16 protein-coding genes are annotated in these 17,995 nt (G+C 50.6%); 2 read left to right on the top strand and 14 right to left on the bottom strand.

Features of this window, described 5'->3' with window-relative positions:
- Nucleotides 1-15: 15 nt before the first annotated feature.
- From AC07OI_RS14385 to AC07OI_RS14345, 9 genes are all read right to left on the bottom strand, one after another.
- Complete coding sequence (locus tag AC07OI_RS14385; protein WP_495257719.1) at nucleotides 16-579, bottom strand: hypothetical protein; 564 nt, start codon at nucleotides 577-579, stop codon at nucleotides 16-18.
- The gene (locus tag AC07OI_RS14380) at nucleotides 576-1,868 is read right to left on the bottom strand and encodes a D-amino acid dehydrogenase (protein ID WP_492703430.1); all 1,293 of its coding nucleotides are present in this window, start codon (nucleotides 1,866-1,868) and stop codon (nucleotides 576-578) included. The genes AC07OI_RS14385 and AC07OI_RS14380 overlap by 4 nt, the downstream gene beginning before the upstream one ends.
- Before the next feature lie 103 nt (nucleotides 1,869-1,971).
- Entirely contained in the window at nucleotides 1,972-3,084 is a 1,113-nt protein-coding gene (gene alr, locus AC07OI_RS14375; RefSeq protein ID WP_495257718.1) for an alanine racemase, read from the bottom strand.
- Nucleotides 3,085-3,619: 535 nt separating this feature from the next.
- Nucleotides 3,620-4,042, bottom strand: coding sequence for an NUDIX domain-containing protein (locus AC07OI_RS14370; protein ID WP_495257717.1), 423 nt, complete (start codon nucleotides 4,040-4,042; stop codon nucleotides 3,620-3,622).
- A 1-nt stretch (nucleotide 4,043) separates the two neighbouring features.
- Complete coding sequence (locus AC07OI_RS14365) at nucleotides 4,044-4,913, bottom strand: ATP-binding protein (protein WP_495257716.1); 870 nt, start codon at nucleotides 4,911-4,913, stop codon at nucleotides 4,044-4,046.
- 12 nt (nucleotides 4,914-4,925) lie between these two features.
- Entirely contained in the window at nucleotides 4,926-6,164 is a 1,239-nt protein-coding gene (argJ, locus tag AC07OI_RS14360; RefSeq protein ID WP_492703427.1) for a bifunctional glutamate N-acetyltransferase/amino-acid acetyltransferase ArgJ, read from the bottom strand.
- Between the two features lie 139 nt (nucleotides 6,165-6,303).
- On the bottom strand, nucleotides 6,304-7,485 hold the full coding sequence (locus tag AC07OI_RS14355) for an acyl-CoA dehydrogenase family protein (RefSeq protein WP_492703426.1): 1,182 nt from the start codon (nucleotides 7,483-7,485) through the stop codon (nucleotides 6,304-6,306).
- A 197-nt stretch (nucleotides 7,486-7,682) separates the two neighbouring features.
- A complete protein-coding gene (gene secA / locus AC07OI_RS14350; RefSeq protein ID WP_495257715.1) occupies nucleotides 7,683-10,442 on the bottom strand; it encodes a preprotein translocase subunit SecA in 2,760 nt (919 codons plus the stop codon).
- 232 nt (nucleotides 10,443-10,674) lie between these two features.
- Complete coding sequence (locus AC07OI_RS14345) at nucleotides 10,675-11,628, bottom strand: M23 family metallopeptidase (RefSeq protein ID WP_492703424.1); 954 nt, start codon at nucleotides 11,626-11,628, stop codon at nucleotides 10,675-10,677.
- An 82-nt stretch (nucleotides 11,629-11,710) separates the two neighbouring features.
- On the opposite strand from AC07OI_RS14345, the gene AC07OI_RS14340 reads away from it, so the two are divergent.
- On the top strand, nucleotides 11,711-12,214 hold the full coding sequence (locus AC07OI_RS14340) for a DciA family protein (protein WP_495257714.1): 504 nt from the start codon (nucleotides 11,711-11,713) through the stop codon (nucleotides 12,212-12,214).
- Nucleotides 12,215-12,229: 15 nt separating this feature from the next.
- On the opposite strand, the gene lpxC is transcribed toward AC07OI_RS14340, so the two are convergent.
- Nucleotides 12,230-13,165 (bottom strand): UDP-3-O-acyl-N-acetylglucosamine deacetylase, encoded by a 936-nt coding sequence (lpxC, locus tag AC07OI_RS14335; RefSeq protein ID WP_495257713.1) that lies wholly within the window; start codon nucleotides 13,163-13,165, stop codon nucleotides 12,230-12,232.
- Between the two features lie 71 nt (nucleotides 13,166-13,236).
- Between lpxC and AC07OI_RS14330 the strand changes: the two genes are divergently transcribed.
- Nucleotides 13,237-13,728 carry a GNAT family N-acetyltransferase gene (locus AC07OI_RS14330; RefSeq protein ID WP_495257712.1) on the top strand — a complete coding sequence of 164 codons (492 nt, stop codon included), beginning with the start codon at nucleotides 13,237-13,239 and terminating at the stop codon, nucleotides 13,726-13,728.
- 75 nt (nucleotides 13,729-13,803) lie between these two features.
- Here the strand turns inward: AC07OI_RS14330 and AC07OI_RS14325 are convergent, their stop codons facing one another.
- From AC07OI_RS14325 to AC07OI_RS14310, 4 genes are all read right to left on the bottom strand, one after another.
- Nucleotides 13,804-14,310, bottom strand: a complete 507-nt coding sequence (locus AC07OI_RS14325) for a peroxiredoxin (RefSeq protein ID WP_110255260.1) — start codon at nucleotides 14,308-14,310, stop codon at nucleotides 13,804-13,806.
- A gap of 338 nt (nucleotides 14,311-14,648) precedes the next feature.
- Nucleotides 14,649-15,848: a cell division protein FtsZ gene (gene ftsZ / locus AC07OI_RS14320; protein ID WP_495257855.1), complete on the bottom strand. Its 1,200-nt coding sequence runs from the start codon at nucleotides 15,846-15,848 to the stop codon at nucleotides 14,649-14,651.
- A gap of 124 nt (nucleotides 15,849-15,972) precedes the next feature.
- Nucleotides 15,973-17,205, bottom strand: coding sequence for a cell division protein FtsA (gene ftsA, locus AC07OI_RS14315; RefSeq protein WP_110255262.1), 1,233 nt, complete (start codon nucleotides 17,203-17,205; stop codon nucleotides 15,973-15,975).
- Nucleotides 17,202-17,993 (bottom strand): cell division protein FtsQ/DivIB, encoded by a 792-nt coding sequence (locus AC07OI_RS14310; RefSeq protein ID WP_495257711.1) that lies wholly within the window; start codon nucleotides 17,991-17,993, stop codon nucleotides 17,202-17,204. The genes ftsA and AC07OI_RS14310 overlap by 4 nt, the downstream gene beginning before the upstream one ends.
- Between the last annotated feature and the right edge of the window lie 2 nt (nucleotides 17,994-17,995).

Raw genomic sequence — 17,995 nt, 5'->3', positions numbered from 1 at the left:
TCTGATCAAGTATGATTAATACGGTTCTGGGATATAACCACGTGGACGGGCATGCTGGCGACGGAAGGCGCTGTTGGAAGCCAGGCCACGCAAACGGCCCAGGTCAAATTGCTCCAGTTGTTGCAAGACTGCGCGATTGAGCGTCATTTTAACTTGCATCATCAGCAGATCCACGCTTTGCTGGCTGGAAGTGCGGGTATTACGTCTTTCCTGTGGCACTTCTGCCTCGTCTTCCTGGACTGACTTCTCGATTGCCTTGGCGGCAGCGCGTTCTTCAGCATTGACAAAGCTGCGGTAGACATCTGCCAGGGTGATGATGCCATTGCAGTCACGGCAATGCCAGGCGTCTTTTTCCTTGCTGTCACGGCTGACCAGGGCATCCTTACTCAGCACCGACAGGATAGAACGTATCAGGCGCGGGGTCTTGCCCGTGGCTTGAGCCAAGGTGGTGATGTTCGCAGTGCGCGGCATTACCATCATGATTTGTGCCAGCAATTCTATGGCGGTAAAAAACCGCGCATTCAGGTTGGCATCAGAAAAAACCTGGGTTGATGACAGTAATTCTTCAATTGGATTCATGCCAACTCCTTGTGTATAAAAATAGGACTGTTGACGCTGCCGTAACGGTCCATGAATAAACCTTCAGTAGAAATAGCCGGGCGTTTGCCAGAAACCACGTCAGCAATAAACTGACCAGAACCGCAAGCCATGGTCCAGCCCAGCGTACCGTGGCCGGTGTTCAGGTACAGGTTACGGTAAGGTGTAGGGCCAATGACAGGCGTGCCGTCCGGCGTCATGGGACGCAGGCCAGTCCAGAATTCGGCTTTGCTGACGTCACCGCCACCAGGGAACAAGTCTGTTACGGAATGTTCCAGGGTGGCGCGACGGTCTGCGCGCAGGTCGAGGTTATAGCCAGTGATTTCGGCGGTACCACCGACACGTATGCGGTCGCCCAGACGGGTAATTGCGACTTTATAGGTCTCATCCATGACCGTCGATTCCGGCGCTTTTTGTGCGTCGGTAATGGGGACGGTAATCGAATAGCCCTTGATAGGGTAAACAGGAATCTTGATGCCCAATTCTTTCAGCAGAATCGGGGAGTAACTGCCCAGGGCCAATACAAAGCAGTCTGCCTTGATCTCACCTTCCGAGGTGATGACAGAAGTGATGGTATCGCCACTCTTGACCAGTCTTTGTATGCTGACACCGTACTTGAACTGGACACCCAGTTCTTGCGCGAATTTGGACAGACTTTGGGTAAATTTGAAGCAATCGCCAGTTTCATCACCTGGCAGGCGCAGGGCACCGACAAATTTATCCTGCACGTTGACCAGTGCAGGCTCCACTTTCAGGCAACCGGCCTTGTCCAGTTTTTCATAAGGTACATCGTAACGTTTCAGGATGGCGATATCGGCCTCTGCACCATCGAGTTGCTGCTGATTGCGGAACAATTGCAGCGTACCCTGGGTACGTTCGTCATAGCTGATGCCGGTATCACTGCGCAATTGTTGCAAGATATCGCGGCTGTATTCAGCCATACGCAACATGCGGCCTTTATTGATTTCATAGCGCTTGCTGGTGCAATTCATCAGCATCTGCGTGACCCAGCGCCACATACTTGGGTCAAAGCTGGGACGTATTGCCAGCGGGCTGTGCTGCATCATCAGCCATTTGATCGCTTTCAGGGGAACACCGGGGCCCGCCCATGGCGCAGAATAACCTGGAGAAACTTCGCCCGCATTGGCATAACTGGTTTCCAGGCCTGCTGCTGGCTGGCGCTCGATGACGGTAACTTCATGGCCTGCTTTGGCAAGATAATACGCTGACGCTGTTCCGATAACACCTGCACCCAATATAACTATTTTCATTTTATTTCTCCCGGCTCACTGCTGGATTGATCTGTTTGTCTGTTGTTCTGAAGTTTTGCTGCACTACAGTTATCTTTAACTGTGCGTCAATAACGAATGAGGTTTAATTGCTATAAGTACGCTCATAGCGGCCTCCCAGACTGGTCAGGATTTCATAGCCTATGGTGTTAGCGCGTGCTGCTACCTGATCTACCGTGTTGTCTGCAGAAATCAGGTCTACCAGTGCGCCGGGTTGCAGATGTTCTGCGGCGACTGCAGTAACATCGAGAGTGATTGTGTCCATCGATACATTACCGACCATGGGTACGGCCTGGCCAGCTATATGGGCAAGGCCACGATTGCTGAGGCTGCGCATCCAGCCATCGGCATAACCGACACCAACGGTGGCTATGCGGGTGGTCTGGTTGCTGCGCCAGGTCGATCCATAACCGACACCAGTGTCAGCCAGGATTTCACGGGTTTGTATAATGCGGCCTTGCAGGTGGGCAACGGCACGCATGGGGTTGGCCTGACCAGCGACAGGAGCAACACCATACAAGGCAGCGCCAGGACGGGCCATGTCGAAATGAAAGTCTTTCCCCAGGAAGATGCCAGAAGAATTGGCCAGGCTGGCTGGCAAACCCTGGCAAGCCGGGATTTGCGCACGCAAGGCATTAAAGGCTTGCAACTGCTGTTGATTGACTGGGTTAGCCTGGTCTTCGGCACTGACCAGATGGCTCATGATGTATTGCAGGTCTATGCCATCGGCCAAGCTGGCATCGGCCTGCCATTGCCGTACCTCAGCTGCGGACAAGCCCATTCTGGCCATGCCGGTATCAACCTGCACGATAGCGGGCAGGCGGCGCTGTTCTTTTTGCGCCAATGCACGCCAGGCCAGCATTTGTGGCAGGCTGTTCAATACTGGTGTGCAGTTATATTTCAATAATTCCGCCTCATGCCCAACTGGTGAGCCATGCATGACATAGATGGCTGCATCCGCAGGCAAATGTTCACGAATAATGATCGCCTCTTGCAAATGGGCGACAAAGAAATCCCGGCAATCTTCTGCATACAATGCCTGTACGACTTGCACCGCACCCACACCATAAGCGTCCGCCTTGACTGCGGCACCACATTTCGCCGTGCCCAATAAACCGCGCAACAGACGATAGTTATAACGTATTGCCTGTAAGTCAATACGAAGTACTGCACCTGCTATTCCAGCAACTTGCTTCATATTTCACCACTCCATCGCATATAAGGAAACTGCGACTAGTCATAGCAATCGTCGTGCCACAAAATTTTATTGATAAAATTCAAGGACTTAAAAAATTTATTTTGGAATCACCCAAAATTCTGTATTGAATTTAATACAGCCACTACTTTTCCTCTACTTTTAGCACTAGAGAACACCCTCTATTGCGTACTAAAAATTGCACACTGTACTATTTTCAATACACTGTATTGTTTTCAATACATATCAGTAATAAAATAAAGCACAGATAATCTCAGCCCAAAAAGTATCCGACAATAAGTGATACTACGGATTGTTTGTCATAAAAAGACAGTTTGATGACAAGAGACAGGCAGCACTTGATACCAAGTATAGACAGGTGGCAATAAAGTGTAAGGAAGCAGGATTGAAAAAGGGACAGAGCCAACAAGCTAATGTTTGCTCTGATGCTCTTCAGGGTGATGGGAGATAAATGGGATCGCAAACCAGCGCACTGGTTGCAAGATTCAAGCTAATTAAATGAAATTAAGTTATGTGCTCAAGCTGCAGCAACCAGACTGACCTCGTCCTTGCGCAGCAAATCCAGCCATTCCAACAGCGGTATGGTGGCAGGTAATAAAGGCGTGAGCTCTACACTACCCTGCCAGGCAAATGCCTGTCCTTCCAGGCTTTGCGGTTCACCTCGCCATTCACGGCTGATATAGAAATGCAGCCTGACATGGGCATGCGGGTAAATGTGCTCTACGCCGCACCATGGTTCGGCAGTCAACACTTGTATGCCCAGCTCTTCGAGAAATTCGCGCTTGAGAGCGTCGAGTATGGATTCATCAGGCTCAACCTTGCCGCCTGGGAATTCCCAATACCCCTCATAGGGTTTGCCAGCGGGACGCTGCCCCAGCAAGACATCGCCATTGGCTTTCATCAGGATGCCGACAGCAACATCTACAGGTTTTGCACCCATCTCAGGACTCCGCCAGCTTGCCAGCATAGTCGCGGGCAAATTGCCAGGCTACACGGCCAGAACGCGAACCGCGCTGCAAAGCCCAGCGCAGGGCATCGCCACGCGCCTCTTCTACCTGCGCAGCAGTACAACCCATGCTGCCCAGCCAGTAAGCGACGATATCGAGGTAATCATCCTGTTTGAAAGGATAGAAAGAAACCCAGAGGCCAAAGCGCTCAGACAGGGAGATTTTTTCTTCTACCGTTTCACCCGGATGCAGGTCGCCATCATCGCTATATTTATAGCTGGCATTGTCTGACATTTTCTCTGGCAAGAGATGGCGGCGGTTTGAGGTGGCGTAGATCAGCACATTATCAGACTGAGCAGAAATACTGCCATCGAGTGCCACCTTCAAAGCCTTGTAACCAGCCTCACCTTCTTCAAAGGACAGGTCATCACAAAAGACGATGAAACGCTCGGGGCGCTCGGCGATCAAGTCGACAATGTCCGGCAAGTCAGCCAGGTCAGCTTTATCAACTTCAATGAGTCGCAAACCTTGGTCAGAAAACTGGTTCAGGCAAGCCTTGATCAGCGATGACTTACCCGTACCACGGGCACCTGTCAGCAAGACATTATTGGCTGGTTTGCCGTGGACGAATTGCCTGGTGTTTTGTTCTATCTGGGCTTTTTGTGCAGCGACATTGCGCAAGTCATCCAGTGCTATGGTCGAAGCATGACGCACGACCTGCAAATAACCCTGGCCACCTCGTTTGCGCCAACGATAGGCAAAGCCCAGATTCCAGTCAGGTGCTGGTGTGCTGGCTGGCAGAATGTTTTCCAGCCTGCCCAGCAAATGCTCGGCACGCAAGAGAAATTGATCAAGCTGCGTCATTATCTCTCCAGATCAGGAGCGGTAGTCGGCGTTGATGGAGACATAGTCATGCGACAAATCGCACGTCCACACCGTCGCTGCCGCATCGCCGCGCGCCAGTTTGACGCGTATGGTGATCTCGCTCTGTTTCATGATGCGCTGGCCATCTTCTTCACGGTACTCAGGATTACGGCCACCATTCTTGGCGACCCAGACATCATCCAGATACAGGTTCAGTTTGCCGACATCCAGGTCATTCACACCGGCATAACCGATGGCTGCCAGGATGCGGCCCAAGTTAGGGTCAGAGGCAAAGAAAGCGGTTTTTACCAGTGGAGAATGGGCGATGGAGTAAGCGATCTTGCGGCACTCTTCTACGTCACGGCCTTCTTCCACTGCAATGGTCATGAACTTGGTCGCGCCTTCGCCATCACGGATAATCATGTGGGCGAGTTTTTGCGACAGCGCAGTCACGGCTTCTGCCAATGCGGCATATTCAGGTGTCTCGACATCATTGACTTCAACTTCACCCGCACCTGTAGCGATGAGCATGAAGGAATCATTGGTGGACGTGTCACCATCAATAGTGATGCAATTGAAAGACTTGTCAGCCGCCTGCTTGACCATGTGATCCAGCACATTTTGCGCAACCTTGGCATCAATCGCCAGATAGCCCAGCATGGTCGCCATATTTGGCTTGATCATGCCTGCGCCTTTGCTGATGCCTGTCATGGTCACGGTTTTACCGTTGATTTCCACTGTCGCCGATGCCGCCTTGGGCTGGGTATCGGTAGTCATGATGGCGCTAGCGGCATTAAACCAGTTATCCGCTGTCAGGTTTGCTATAGCTGCTGGCAAACCAGCTACCAGCCTGTCGACCGGCAACTGTTCAAGGATCACGCCAGTAGAAAATGGCAGGATTTGGGAAGCTTCACAACCCAACAGTTCTGCCAGGGCAGCACATGTTGCATTCGCTGCAGCCAGGCCAGCATCGCCGGTACCGGCATTCGCATTGCCAGTGTTCACCACCAGCGCGCGGATAGGGCTGGATGCCATATGCAGGCCTTCCAGATGCGCTTTGCAGACTTGCACAGGTGCCGCGCAAAAGCGGTTGGTCGTAAATACCCCGGAGACGGTTGCCGTAGGGGCCAGTTCCATGACTAGTACGTCTTTGCGGTTGGGCTTGCGTATGCCAGCTTCGGCATAGCCCAGGCGTATGCCAGCTACCGGTTTCAAATCTGCAGCCACAGGGATGGGGGAATTAACGGCCATGGTTTTTCCTTGCGTTGAAATCAAGCCGACATTGTAGGGCATTTTGTTGCACTGCGAAGCATGTTTGCGCTGAGGAAATTTCACGCGCAATAGCCAGGTTCATCACATCAATGTCATAAACTGCGCTCACAGCGTGGGGTCAAAGCCCCATGATCATTTGTGCAATGATATTTTTTTGTATTTCATTTGAACCACCATAGATGGATAGCTTGCGCATGTTCAGGTAATTGATGGCAAGCGGGCTGGCCAGCTCGCTGGTATCCTGACGGTCTCGCAGAGGCAAGGCCTGCTCACCTACTGCCTGCACCAGCAATTCAGTAATTGCCTGTTGTATTTCCGTACCCTTGATCTTTAGTATCGATGCTTCCGGCCCGGGTGCATGACTTTGCTCTTCCGCAGACAAGACCCGCAGATTGGTCATTTCCAGCGCCATCAAGTCTATCTCTACCTGCGCTACGCGTGTAGCAAAAGCAGCATCTTCCATGAGCGGTTTACCATTCTTGAATTCACGCGCGGCCACTCTTTTCAGTCTGGCCAGCTCGCGTTTGGCTATGCCTATGCCCGCAATATTGGTGCGCTCATGTCCCAGCAAAAACTTGGCATAAGTCCAACCCTTGTTTTCTTCACCCACCAAGTTAGCTGCTGGCACTTTGACGTCATCAAACCAGACTTCATTGACTTCATGTGCGCAGTCCATGGTGATGATGGGCCTGACAGTGACGCCGGGGGATTTCATGTCTATGAGCAGGAATGAAATACCGCGCTGGGCCTTGGCTTCGTGGTCTGTACGTACCAGGCAAAATATCCAGTCAGCATAGTGCGCCAGCGTAGTCCAGGTCTTTTGACCATTCACTACATAGTATTCGCCTTCGCTGTCACGCCTGCGTTCAGCCGTGGTCTTGACGGAAGCAAGGTCAGAGCCAGAACCCGGCTCAGAATACCCCTGGCACCACCATTCATCGGCGGACAGTATCTTTGACAAAAATCTCTGCTGTTGCTCGGGTGAACCAAATTCCATAATGACGGGTGCCACCATTTTGATACCAAAAGGTGGCAGGCGAGGCGCACCGGCAGCGGCGCATTCTTCTTCGAATATATAGCGCTGCACAGCAGACCAGCCAGTGCCACCATGAGCAGCAGGCCAGGATGAGGCGCCCCAGCCCTGGGCGTGCAATATTTTTTGCCACTGCTGATAGTCGTTTTTTTCGAGTGCTATTCCATGGTGCACTTTATGGCTGATGGCCTGGGGTAATGAAGTTTGCAGAAAATGACGGACCAGTTGACGAAAACCCAGCTCTGCATCGTTAAAGTTCAAGTCCATAAGCCCCCTCAGGTCTGGTCATCACAAGTTGAGATTCCAGAATATAGAATGAATGCTCAAATAAGCACGCCCGTTCACTTTAACTCTGGGCTTTACTTGCGTCAAGTGAGGGTGTGAGGAATTACTAAATTGATGCCGGATGACAAAAAAACAAAAGGCGACCAATGGCCGCCTTTTGTTTTTATACTACTCAATGATCAGGCAAGCTTGCCATGACATTGTTTGAACTTCTTGCCACTGCCGCAAGGGCAAGGGTCATTACGGCCTACTTTCAGGGCATAACTGATTTCTGGCTGATCAGTACCAAAGCTTGCATCAGGTGCCAGCATTTCTTCTGGCGTTGCATCTGCATCAAAGTCAGCATGTTGATAATGGACATTTTCTATCTGCGACTGTGTCAGTCTTTCTTCTGCCCCATCAATCTCGTCACGGGATTGTATTTCCACAGTGACCACCTTCCTGACCACTTCATTCTTGATGGCTTCCAGCATCTGACCAAACAGCTCGAAAGCTTCGCGTTTGTATTCCTGTTTAGGATTTTTCTGTGCATAACCGCGCAGATGTATACCCTGACGCAAATGATCCAGCGCCGCCAGATGTTCACGCCAGTGCGTATCTATGCTTTGCAGCATGACACTGCGCTCGAAACCGGCAAAAGACTCTTTACCAACGATGGCGATCTTGGCGTCATACACTTCATTGGCGGCTTTTTGCACACGCTCCAGAATATCTTCATCCGTGATATTGGCATCATCTTTCAGAATTTGCGTCAGCGGCAAATCCAGCGCCCATTCATCGCGCAAGACAGCTTCCAGGCCAGGGATATTCCACTGTTCTTCAACTGATTCTGCCGGTACATATTCACGTACGATGTCTTCAAACATGCCATGACGCAGCGAAGAAATCAGTTCAGCCATGTCCTGCGCTTCCAGCAATTCATTACGCTGCTGGTAAATCACTTTACGCTGGTCATTGGCGACGTCATCGTATTCCAGCAATTGCTTGCGGATATCAAAGTTACGTGCCTCAACCTTGCGTTGTGCCGATTCTATGGAGCGTGAAACGATGCCTGCTTCGATAGGTTCGCCTTCAGGCATTTTCAGCCTGTCCATGATGGCACGGACACGGTCACCAGCAAAAATACGCAACAGAGTATCGTCAAGCGACAGGTAGAAACGGGAAGAACCCGGATCACCCTGACGGCCAGAACGACCACGCAATTGATTATCCACGCGGCGGGATTCATGACGCTCGGTACCAACAATGTGCAAGCCGCCAGCATTGACCACAGTTTCATGCAGGGATTGCCATTCATCGCGCAGTTTTTGCGATTGCGCCTGTTTGTCTGCATCAGACAAATCAGCGTTGGCTTCTATCATTTGCACTTGCTTGGCGACATTACCACCGAGCACAATATCCGTACCACGGCCTGCCATATTGGTAGCAATAGTGATGGCTTTTGGACGACCGGCCTGGGCAATGATTTCCGCTTCACGGGCATGCTGTTTGGCGTTCAGTACATTGTGTGGCAAACCTGCCTTTTCCAATATGCCAGACAGAAGTTCAGAATTTTCAATCGAGGTCGTACCGACCAACACTGGCTGACCACGCTCATAGCAATCCTGGATATCAACCAGCATGGCATTGTATTTTTCTTGCGCAGACTTGTAGACCTGGTCTTGCCTGTCCTTGCGCTGGGAAGGACGGTTAGGTGGAATGACCACAGTTTCAAGGCCGTAGATTTCCTGGAATTCATAAGCTTCAGTATCCGCCGTACCTGTCATGCCTGACAGTTTGGAATACATACGGAAATAATTCTGGAAAGTGATCGATGCCAGTGTCTGGTTTTCATTCTGGATGCGCACGCCTTCTTTGGCTTCAACCGCCTGATGCAAACCATCAGACCAGCGACGGCCTGTCATCATACGGCCAGTGAATTCATCAACGATGACGATTTCATCATTTTGCACTACATAGTGCTGGTCCTTGAAATACAGGGCATGCGCACGCAGGGCAGCATACAAATGATGGATCAGGGTGATGTTGGCAGCGTCATACAGGGATGCGCCCTCAGGCAGCAAACCCATTTGAGTGAGTATGTTTTCTGCCTTGTCATGACCTGCTTCAGTCAGCAAGACCTGATGGGCTTTTTCATCCTTGGTGTAATCACCAGGTACCTCAATCTTGCCTTTGCCATCGGGTGTTTCTTCACCGATTTGCAGGGTCAGCAGTTTTGGCACTTCATTGATTTTGTAGTACAGCTCGGTGTGATTTTCAGCCTGACCAGAAATGATCAAAGGCGTACGTGCTTCATCGATAAGAATCGAGTCAACTTCATCGACAACGGCAAAATTCAGGCTGCGCTGCACGCGGTCTTTGGCTTCATAGACCATGTTATCGCGCAGATAATCGAAACCGTATTCGTTATTTGTGCCGTACGTGATATCAGAGCCATAGGCTGCCTGCTTGGCATCATGATCAAGCTGCGACAGATTAATGCCGGTAGTCAGGCCCAGCCAGCCATACAGTTGCCCCATCCATTCAGCATCACGTTGCGCCAGGTAATCATTGACCGTAACAACGTGCACGCCCTTGCCTGACAAGGCATTCAGGTAAATTGGCAGGGTCGCCATCAGGGTTTTACCCTCACCCGTGCCCATTTCAGCAATTTTGCCATAATGCAAAACCATGCCGCCTATCATCTGCACGTCAAAATGGCGCATTTTCAGGACGCGTTTGCTGGCCTCGCGGCAAACTGCAAAGGCTTCCGGGAGGATGGCATCAAGTGACTCTCCGTTCGCAACACGTGCTTTGAACTCGGCAGTCTTGGCTTGCAAAGCCTCGTCCGACAAGGCTTCCAGCTTGGGTTCCAATGCGTTGATCTCACGCACCGTCTTTTGGTATTGCTTCAAAAGCCGCTGATTGCGGCTGCCGAATATCTTGGTCAGGAATGACATGCTATGAACGGAAAGTTAAATTCTTAAAAAAATTGTTGAAATAGTGCTTAATTTGACAACAACATTAGGATAACCTGTGATTTTACCATGTGACACTCAATTAACCAGTAATTGCGCAATTCTCCTGCCAATTCAGCAAGAAAATAGACGATTTGGCAATTACTGGATGAGCATCAGGCAAACAATTCCCAGACATGAGCTTGCAGTTGGTGACTGAATCAGCAATCTCAAGTTATTTTTGATTCAAGGCGGCAAGATTGGCTTGATTAGCCCCTGCAGACAAAAATTTATGTGGATTTTGTGGTACACCTTTGACATGGACTTCAAAGTGCAAATGCGCCCCGGTTGAGCGGCCTGTGGAGCCAATGTCGGCAATGTGCTGGCCGCGCTTCACAATATCACCGAGCTTGACGTGAATTTTGGATGAGTGGGCATAACGGGTCATGATCTCGCCGCCATGATCAATTTCTACCATATTGCCAAATTGTGGATGATATTCGGCCGCCACCACGACGCCACCAGCTGCCGCAACTATGTGGGTACCGGTAGGGCCTGAAAAATCTATGCCTTCATGAAAAGCACTGCGGCCAGAGAAAGGGTCAAGTCGCCAGCCAAAGCCAGATGCATTATAAGCAACGTTTACCGGCTGGATAGTCGGCAAGAGCTTGGATTGCACTTTGAAGCCCATGAGCTTGGTTTCCACCACATTCATATAGTCTGAGCGGTGTTCTATATCTACCGACATGGCTGCCAGTGCCGCCTGGAACTCAGCCAGATTCAATTCCTGAGCAGGTTGTGTCGATACCTCAGGGCCACCGCGACCAGGCAATTCCTTGAAATTGAACTCTTCCGGCTTGACACCAGCCAGCCCCTGTACCCGTTCACCAAGTGCATCGAGGCGTATGAGTTGCGCCTGCATCTCACCCAGTTTGGCCGCCATGGCCGCCAGGTTTTCTTTCATATACTTATCTTTATTGCCAGTATCACCACTCGCTGCAGCCACTGGCACCAGATCGCGCAAAAATGGTAAATCGGCATTGGCCAGCTTCAAGGTCATGGCTGCCATCAGGGCGGCACAGAAAGTAATGACAAGCAAGAATGCAAACAAACCAAAAATGACATGACGGGAAGACAAAGTCACCGACTTTGCCTGGGTAAAACGGGAGTGCATCAAAATGATTTGCATCAATATGCTCCTCTGAAAACGATGGATGACCTATAGCTCCTTGTGAGAGCTGGCCTGTCCTGTTTGTGGTAAGGTATTGCGCATGTCAACATTCTCACGCCCTACCTATCCGATTAACATTAAACGCGGTCGCAAAGTGCCTGGAGCCAGCGAAGCCGGTGACTTTTTGCGCAGTAATGAGAGAATCTCCCAGCTGCTACCCACAGTGCAGCGCAATCTGAAGCTGCAAAAAGACTGTGGGTCCATACTGCCGCCGATATTTGCCTCTTGTGAGGTTATGCAAGTAACGGAGGGACAGTTAACGCTTTCCGCGCCGAATGCCGCACTGGCGACCAAATTGAAGCAGCAATGCCCGAAACTGCAAGCATTTTTGCAAGAACGGGGATGGCAGATTAACGCAATCCGGATTAAAGTACAAGTCAGGCGCGTCGTGGAGAAACCTGTTGCCGTAAAGCAAATAGCTTTTTCAGGCAAGGCCTTGCAGGCATTTGGGCAACTGAAACATGCGCTGGAGGATACACCTCAGAATGCAGATTTGCGGGCGGCACTAAGTCGCTTGATAGAGCGTCACCGCTCTGGCAACTGATTTTAAGCCGGCACTTTAAGCGAGCGCCCACTCTCTGTCCACTTGGGTGGCATAAGTCGGTGGTGCCGTGCCCAGATCGTCAAAGCTGACGATTTCATACGCATCTGGCTGTGCCAGCAAGGCGCGCAATAATTGATTATTCAAGCCGTGACCAGATTTGTGGGCTGTATAACTGGCAAGGAAAGGATGGCCGATCAGGTATAAATCACCAATCGCATCCAGTATCTTGTGACGGACAAATTCATCATCAAAACGCAGTCCATCTGAATTCAGGATGCGGTATTCGTCCATGACGATGGCGTTTTCCATGGAGCCACCACGTGCCAGGCCTATGCCCCTGAGCATTTCCACATCCTGCATGAAACCGAAAGTGCGCGCCCTGGCAACATCTTGTACAAAAGTGGCGCTGGCAAAATCAACTTCTGCCGTTTGCACCGTGCCATCGACTGCCGGATGATTAAACTCAATAAAGAAATGCAATTTGAAACCATTAAAAGGTTCCAGTCTGGCCCATTTCTCGGATTTACCTGTACCTTCGCGGATTTCTACTGGCTTTAATACACGGATAAATTTCTTGGCCGCGTCTTGTTCCTGCATGCCAGCCTGCTGCAATAAATACACAAAAGATGAAGCAGAGCCATCCATGATGGGAATTTCTTCTGCACTGACATCGATGTAGAGATTATCGATACCCAGACCGGCGCAGGCAGACAGCAAATGCTCAACCGTAGACACCTTGCCATGTTCATTCGACAAGGTCGAAGCCATGCGGGTATCGCCCACAGCCAGCGCCTGGGCCGGCAAGACCACGGGTGGTATCAGGTCGGTACGTGTAAAGATAATGCCGGTATTTACTGGTGCCGGACGCATGACGAGCTCAACCTTGGTGCCGGAATGCAGGCCGACGCCAACGGTTTTCACTATTTGTTTGATGGTTCTTTGCTTTAACATCGCGCTATTATAGCGTTTCAGGCAATTTCCCATGCGGGAGTGGGGAAAATTAGCTGTTTCACATATTAAAAATGAATACAAAAACAACAATTCAAATTCGTCCCGCAGAGGTCACTGATCTGGATGCCATGTGCGACCTCGCTGATCAGATCAACGCCCAGCATCATGCTGCCGCCCCCAGGATTTTTGTACAAAAACCGAATCGTGAACTTGACCGCCAGTTCTGGCACGGCACATTTGAAAATCCGGTCGGTTGTGCATTGCTGGCCTGCGATGCAGAGCAAGTCCTGGGTTTTATCACCATGAGCTGGCATGAAAATGCGACCATCCCTTTTTTGTACCGGCGTCGCATCTGCCGCATAGGGACTATCGTGGTTTCTGACTCACATCAGAAGCTAGGCATAGGGAAGTTATTGATGGATGGTGCAAGCAGTTGGGCACGTCAACATGACGCAGTAGAGATCAGGCTGGAAGTATTCGACTTCAACCGCAATGCCATGGATTTTTATGCCGCTCAGGGTTATGGCGTGCAGTCACATATCATGAGCAAGTCGCTGGAATAGCAAATATTTGCAGGATAAAAAATAGCGCTGAAGTTACACTCAGCGCTATTTATTTAATGCGATCAGAAAATCTGATTAGCCCAATTGTGCCAGCAGTGTTTCTGCGTTAGACACTTCAAACTTGCCGCCTTCTTCGATATTCAATTGCTTGACGACACCGTCAACAGCCAGCAGAGAATAACGCTGGGAACGTGTGCCCATGCCGAATTTGCTGAAATCTGCATCCAGGCCCAGCGCCTTGCTAAAATCGGCATTGCCGTCAGCCATCATGCGAACGATGCCTGTGGATTTTTGATCACGGCCCCAAGCACCCATGACGAATGCGTCATTCACAGAGATACACCAGATTTCGTCAACTCCCTTGGCTTTCAAATCTGCTGCCAGTGCAACATAGCCAGGCACATGCTTGGCTGAACAAGTTGGCGTGTACGCGCCAGGCAGACCAAAAATCGCAATGGTTTTGCCTTTGGTCAGGTCTGCAACTTTGAACGTATTTGGGCCGAGTGAGCATCCTTCTGATTCCACTTCAATAAATTCTGCCAGGCTGCCTTCAGGCAGGGTATCGCCAATCTTGATTGTCATTTTATGTACTCCCTAGATAAGTATTCGGATATTCATTGCCTTGCTGTATGCCGCCTCCGCATAAAAAGCAGAAAGTTTGAGCCATATCAACACCGACAGTGAAGGACGCAAGTATGCCTGAGCTAGAATTTTCTTGCAGAAGTTAAAAGTGTGAACATCCAGGCGCTTTAACGTCGACATCGCGTATTGCAAAAAAAACTCACGAGCCCCCTCCCTCTCAAGGGGAAGGAGTCATCAAAGGACATTATCCAAATGCCCCCTTTGAAGAAGAAAGCCATATGACAAATAAAAAACGCCAGCCTCTTCCGAAGCTGGCGCTCTGCTGAAAACCAGATAAATCAGTCAGCCTGTTTGCGCAGGAAAGCTGGGATATCGTAAGTTTCCATGCCATTTTTTTCCAGTGCACGTACTGTTTCTGATGCAGATTCACGACGCCATACAGCAGGTTTGCTCAAGCCATCAAAGCCTGCTGAACCAGTTGTAGCACCAGTGCTGATGGTGGCAGATGTCATGACTGGGCTGGCCATCACTGTTTCATTGTGAGTACCTGTACGCAGCATTGGTGTTTGCACCAGCTGAATGTTTTTCTTGCCACGGCCAAGGCCGGTTGCGACTACCGTTACACGGATATCGTCACCCATGTTGTCGTCGTAAGCGATACCCTGGGCAATCGATGCGTCCGGTGCAGCAAAGGCGCGTACTGTCGACATGACTTCCTTGATTTCTTTACCTTTCAGACCACGGCTGGCCGTGACATTGACCAACACGCCGCGGGCACCGGACAAATCAATACCGTCCAGCAGTGGTGATGCAACTGCCTGTTCAGCGGCGATGCGTGCGCGGTCAACGCCAGAAGCCGTTGCCGTACCCATCATGGCCTTACCTTGTTCGCCCATGATCGTTTTCACGTCATTGAAGTCGACGTTGATATGGCCAGGTACATTGATGATCTCGGCAATACCGGCGACGGCATTGTTCAAGACATCATCTGCATGTTGCAGCCATTCGATCATGCTGTCGTCTTCATAAATCTCTTCGAGTTTTTCGTTCAGAATGATGATCAGTGAATCGACGTGCTGAGACAAGGCTTCCAGACCTTCGTCAGCGATGTCCATGCATTTCTGACCTTCGTAAGAAAATGGCTTGGAAACCACCGCAACTGTCAGTGCACCCAATTCCTTGGCGACTTGTGCAACTACGGGAGCAGCACCGGTACCTGTACCACCGCCCATACCTGCAGCGATAAATACCATGTGCGCGCCGCGCAATGCGTCTTCAATGCGGGCACGGGAATCTTCCGCCAGCTTGCGGCCGACTTCCGGTTTCATGCCTGCGCCCAGACCAGTCTCGCCGATCTGTATCACGTTGTTTGCTTTAGACTGCAACAGTGCTTGCGCATCTGTGTTTGCTGCTATGAACTCAACGCCGGACACGCCTTTGTTGATCATGTGCTGAACCGCATTGCCGCCTGCGCCACCTACGCCGACAACCTTGATTACGGTGCCTTGTGTGGCGTTATCAACCATATCGAACTCCATCATGACTCCTCCAGGTAGGCAGTTATCAGTCGCTAGGCATCACCGGGGTGTGACGACTAGCGACTAATAACTGTATATCGAACTATTATAAAATGACTACACTAATTTAGATACAAAATACAAGCTAAAAATTCCCTAAAAACCACTCTTTCATGCGTTGCCAGACCGCTTTGGCTGAACCTTCTTGCCTAGTGACCAGATGACCGCGCAAATACTGCTTCTTCGCTTCCAACAACAACCCCAAAACTGTGGCATAACGCAGGCTGCGCACGACATCTGCCAACTGCCCACTGTAAGCCGGCATACCTAATCTGGTCGGCTTCAAAAAGATGTCTTCTGCCATCTCGACCATACCTGGCATGGCAGCAGAACCACCTGTCAAAACGATGCCGGACGACAGCACATCTTCATAGCCGGATTCGCGCACCACCTGGTGCACCAGCGCAAACAATTCTTCCACCCGCGGCTCTATCACTGCCGCCAAAGCCTGACGCGACAAGGAGCGCGGGCCACGATCGCCCAGACCAGGTACTTCCAGCGTATCTGAAGGATCAGCCAGTACCTGCTTGGCGACACCAAAACGCACCTTGATTTCTTCTGCTTCTGATGTCGGCGTGCGCAAAGCCATCGCGATATCATTGGTGATCTGATCACCAGCAATCGGTATCACTGCGGTATGGCGTATCGCACCTTCACTGAATACCGCTACGTCAGTCGTGCCACCACCGATATCAATCAACACCACGCCCAGCTCTTTTTCATCCTTGGTCAGCACTGCTTCAGCTGATGCCATCGGTTGCAAGATCAGGTCAGATACTTCAAGACCGCAACGGCGTACGCATTTGACGATGTTCTGCACCGCAGAAACGGCACCGGTAACGATATGCACTTTGACTTCAAGACGTATGCCACTCATGCCTATCGGTTCGCGCACATCGTCCTGGCTATCGACGATAAATTCTTGTGGCAAGGTATGCAGCAATTGCTGGTCAGTCGGAATATTGACTGCCTTGGCAGTTTCTATCACACGCGAAACGTCGGCCGCGGTGACTTCTTTATCCTTGATCGCCACCATGCCGCTGGAATTAAAGCTGCGTATATGGCTGCCAGCGATACCGGTATACACATTGCGTATCTTGCAGTCAGCCATCAACTCGGCTTCTTCCAAAGCGCGCTGTATGGATTCGACGGTCGCCTCGATATTGACGACGACACCTTTTTTCAGGCCCTTGGATTCATGCTGGCCCAGGCCTATGACTTCATGCCTGCCGTCAGGCATGACTTCTGCCACGACCGCCACAATTTTTGAGGTGCCGATATCGAGACCAACGATCAGATTTTTAGCGTCTTTTGTCATGTCTTTCCACTTGCTTTTGTTTGCTTTTTTGATCCGAGATTGCTATGGCTCGATTTGAGCGCAAGGCCATTCGGATAACGCATGTCCACACTTTCAATACTGTCCTGCAAACTGGCCAGCAGTTGCGGGTAAACTGTCATCAACTTATCCACCCTGTTCTTGAGCGTTGTTGCATCCTGCACCCTGCCCAATTGCACCTGCATGCCATTATTCAATTTCAGACTCCAGGCATAACGACTGGAATAATTTACTGAGTCTGGTGCCAGATTAATTTTGGCAAACCAGTTCTTAAATTCCACATATTGCGCCAGCACTTCTTTTTCACTACCGTCTGGTCCACTCAGGGCGACCAGATCTGCATCATCTTCAGCCTCAGCCAGGTTGGCAGTAAACACATCGCCTTTGGCAGAAATCAATTGACCATTTTCACCCCAGGTGCCCAGTGCCACATGCTCTTCCAAAGTGACGATAAGCTTGTTGGGCCATTCTCTTTGTACACTTGCCTTGCGTACCCAAGGCACGGTTTCAAATGCAGACCGCACCGCATCCAGATTCGCCGTAAAAAAATTACCCCTGATCTTGGGCAAAGCCGTGTTCCTGATCGTGAGTGGATTGACGTGCCGCAAACCCGCACTATCGCTTGTACTACTGGCCTCCACCCGGATCACCCGCAAAGTAAAAAACGGTCTTTGTATTACCCACCACACACCAGACAACACCAGGATGAACAGCACCAGCCCAAACAGGGCATTCGCGGTATTGTTCATCAGCTTGCTGTCATGCCACATTT

This window comes from Undibacterium sp. GW821-FHT07F11, assembly GCF_059418665.1.
This window is presented reverse-complemented; position numbering and strand designations above follow the sequence as displayed.

What these genes read in the sequence shown, in the direction of transcription:
- AC07OI_RS14385 (WP_495257719.1), bottom strand. Translation starts at nt 579, where the DNA reads ATGAATCCAATTGAAGAATTACTGTCATCAACCCAGGTTTTTTCTGAT.
- AC07OI_RS14380 (WP_492703430.1), bottom strand. Translation starts at nt 1,868, where the DNA reads ATGAAAATAGTTATATTGGGTGCAGGTGTTATCGGAACAGCGTCAGCG.
- alr (WP_495257718.1), bottom strand. Translation starts at nt 3,084, where the DNA reads ATGAAGCAAGTTGCTGGAATAGCAGGTGCAGTACTTCGTATTGACTTA.
- AC07OI_RS14370 (WP_495257717.1), bottom strand. Translation starts at nt 4,042, where the DNA reads ATGGGTGCAAAACCTGTAGATGTTGCTGTCGGCATCCTGATGAAAGCC.
- AC07OI_RS14365 (WP_495257716.1), bottom strand. Translation starts at nt 4,913, where the DNA reads ATGACGCAGCTTGATCAATTTCTCTTGCGTGCCGAGCATTTGCTGGGC.
- argJ (WP_492703427.1), bottom strand. Translation starts at nt 6,164, where the DNA reads ATGGCCGTTAATTCCCCCATCCCTGTGGCTGCAGATTTGAAACCGGTA.
- AC07OI_RS14355 (WP_492703426.1), bottom strand. Translation starts at nt 7,485, where the DNA reads ATGGACTTGAACTTTAACGATGCAGAGCTGGGTTTTCGTCAACTGGTC.
- secA (WP_495257715.1), bottom strand. Translation starts at nt 10,442, where the DNA reads ATGTCATTCCTGACCAAGATATTCGGCAGCCGCAATCAGCGGCTTTTG.
- AC07OI_RS14345 (WP_492703424.1), bottom strand. Translation starts at nt 11,628, where the DNA reads ATGCAAATCATTTTGATGCACTCCCGTTTTACCCAGGCAAAGTCGGTG.
- AC07OI_RS14340 (WP_495257714.1), top strand. Translation starts at nt 11,711, where the DNA reads ATGTCAACATTCTCACGCCCTACCTATCCGATTAACATTAAACGCGGT.
- lpxC (WP_495257713.1), bottom strand. Translation starts at nt 13,165, where the DNA reads ATGTTAAAGCAAAGAACCATCAAACAAATAGTGAAAACCGTTGGCGTC.
- AC07OI_RS14330 (WP_495257712.1), top strand. Translation starts at nt 13,237, where the DNA reads ATGAATACAAAAACAACAATTCAAATTCGTCCCGCAGAGGTCACTGAT.
- AC07OI_RS14325 (WP_110255260.1), bottom strand. Translation starts at nt 14,310, where the DNA reads ATGACAATCAAGATTGGCGATACCCTGCCTGAAGGCAGCCTGGCAGAA.
- ftsZ (WP_495257855.1), bottom strand. Translation starts at nt 15,848, where the DNA reads ATGGAGTTCGATATGGTTGATAACGCCACACAAGGCACCGTAATCAAG.
- ftsA (WP_110255262.1), bottom strand. Translation starts at nt 17,205, where the DNA reads ATGACAAAAGACGCTAAAAATCTGATCGTTGGTCTCGATATCGGCACC.
- AC07OI_RS14310 (WP_495257711.1), bottom strand. Translation starts at nt 17,993, where the DNA reads ATGTGGCATGACAGCAAGCTGATGAACAATACCGCGAATGCCCTGTTT.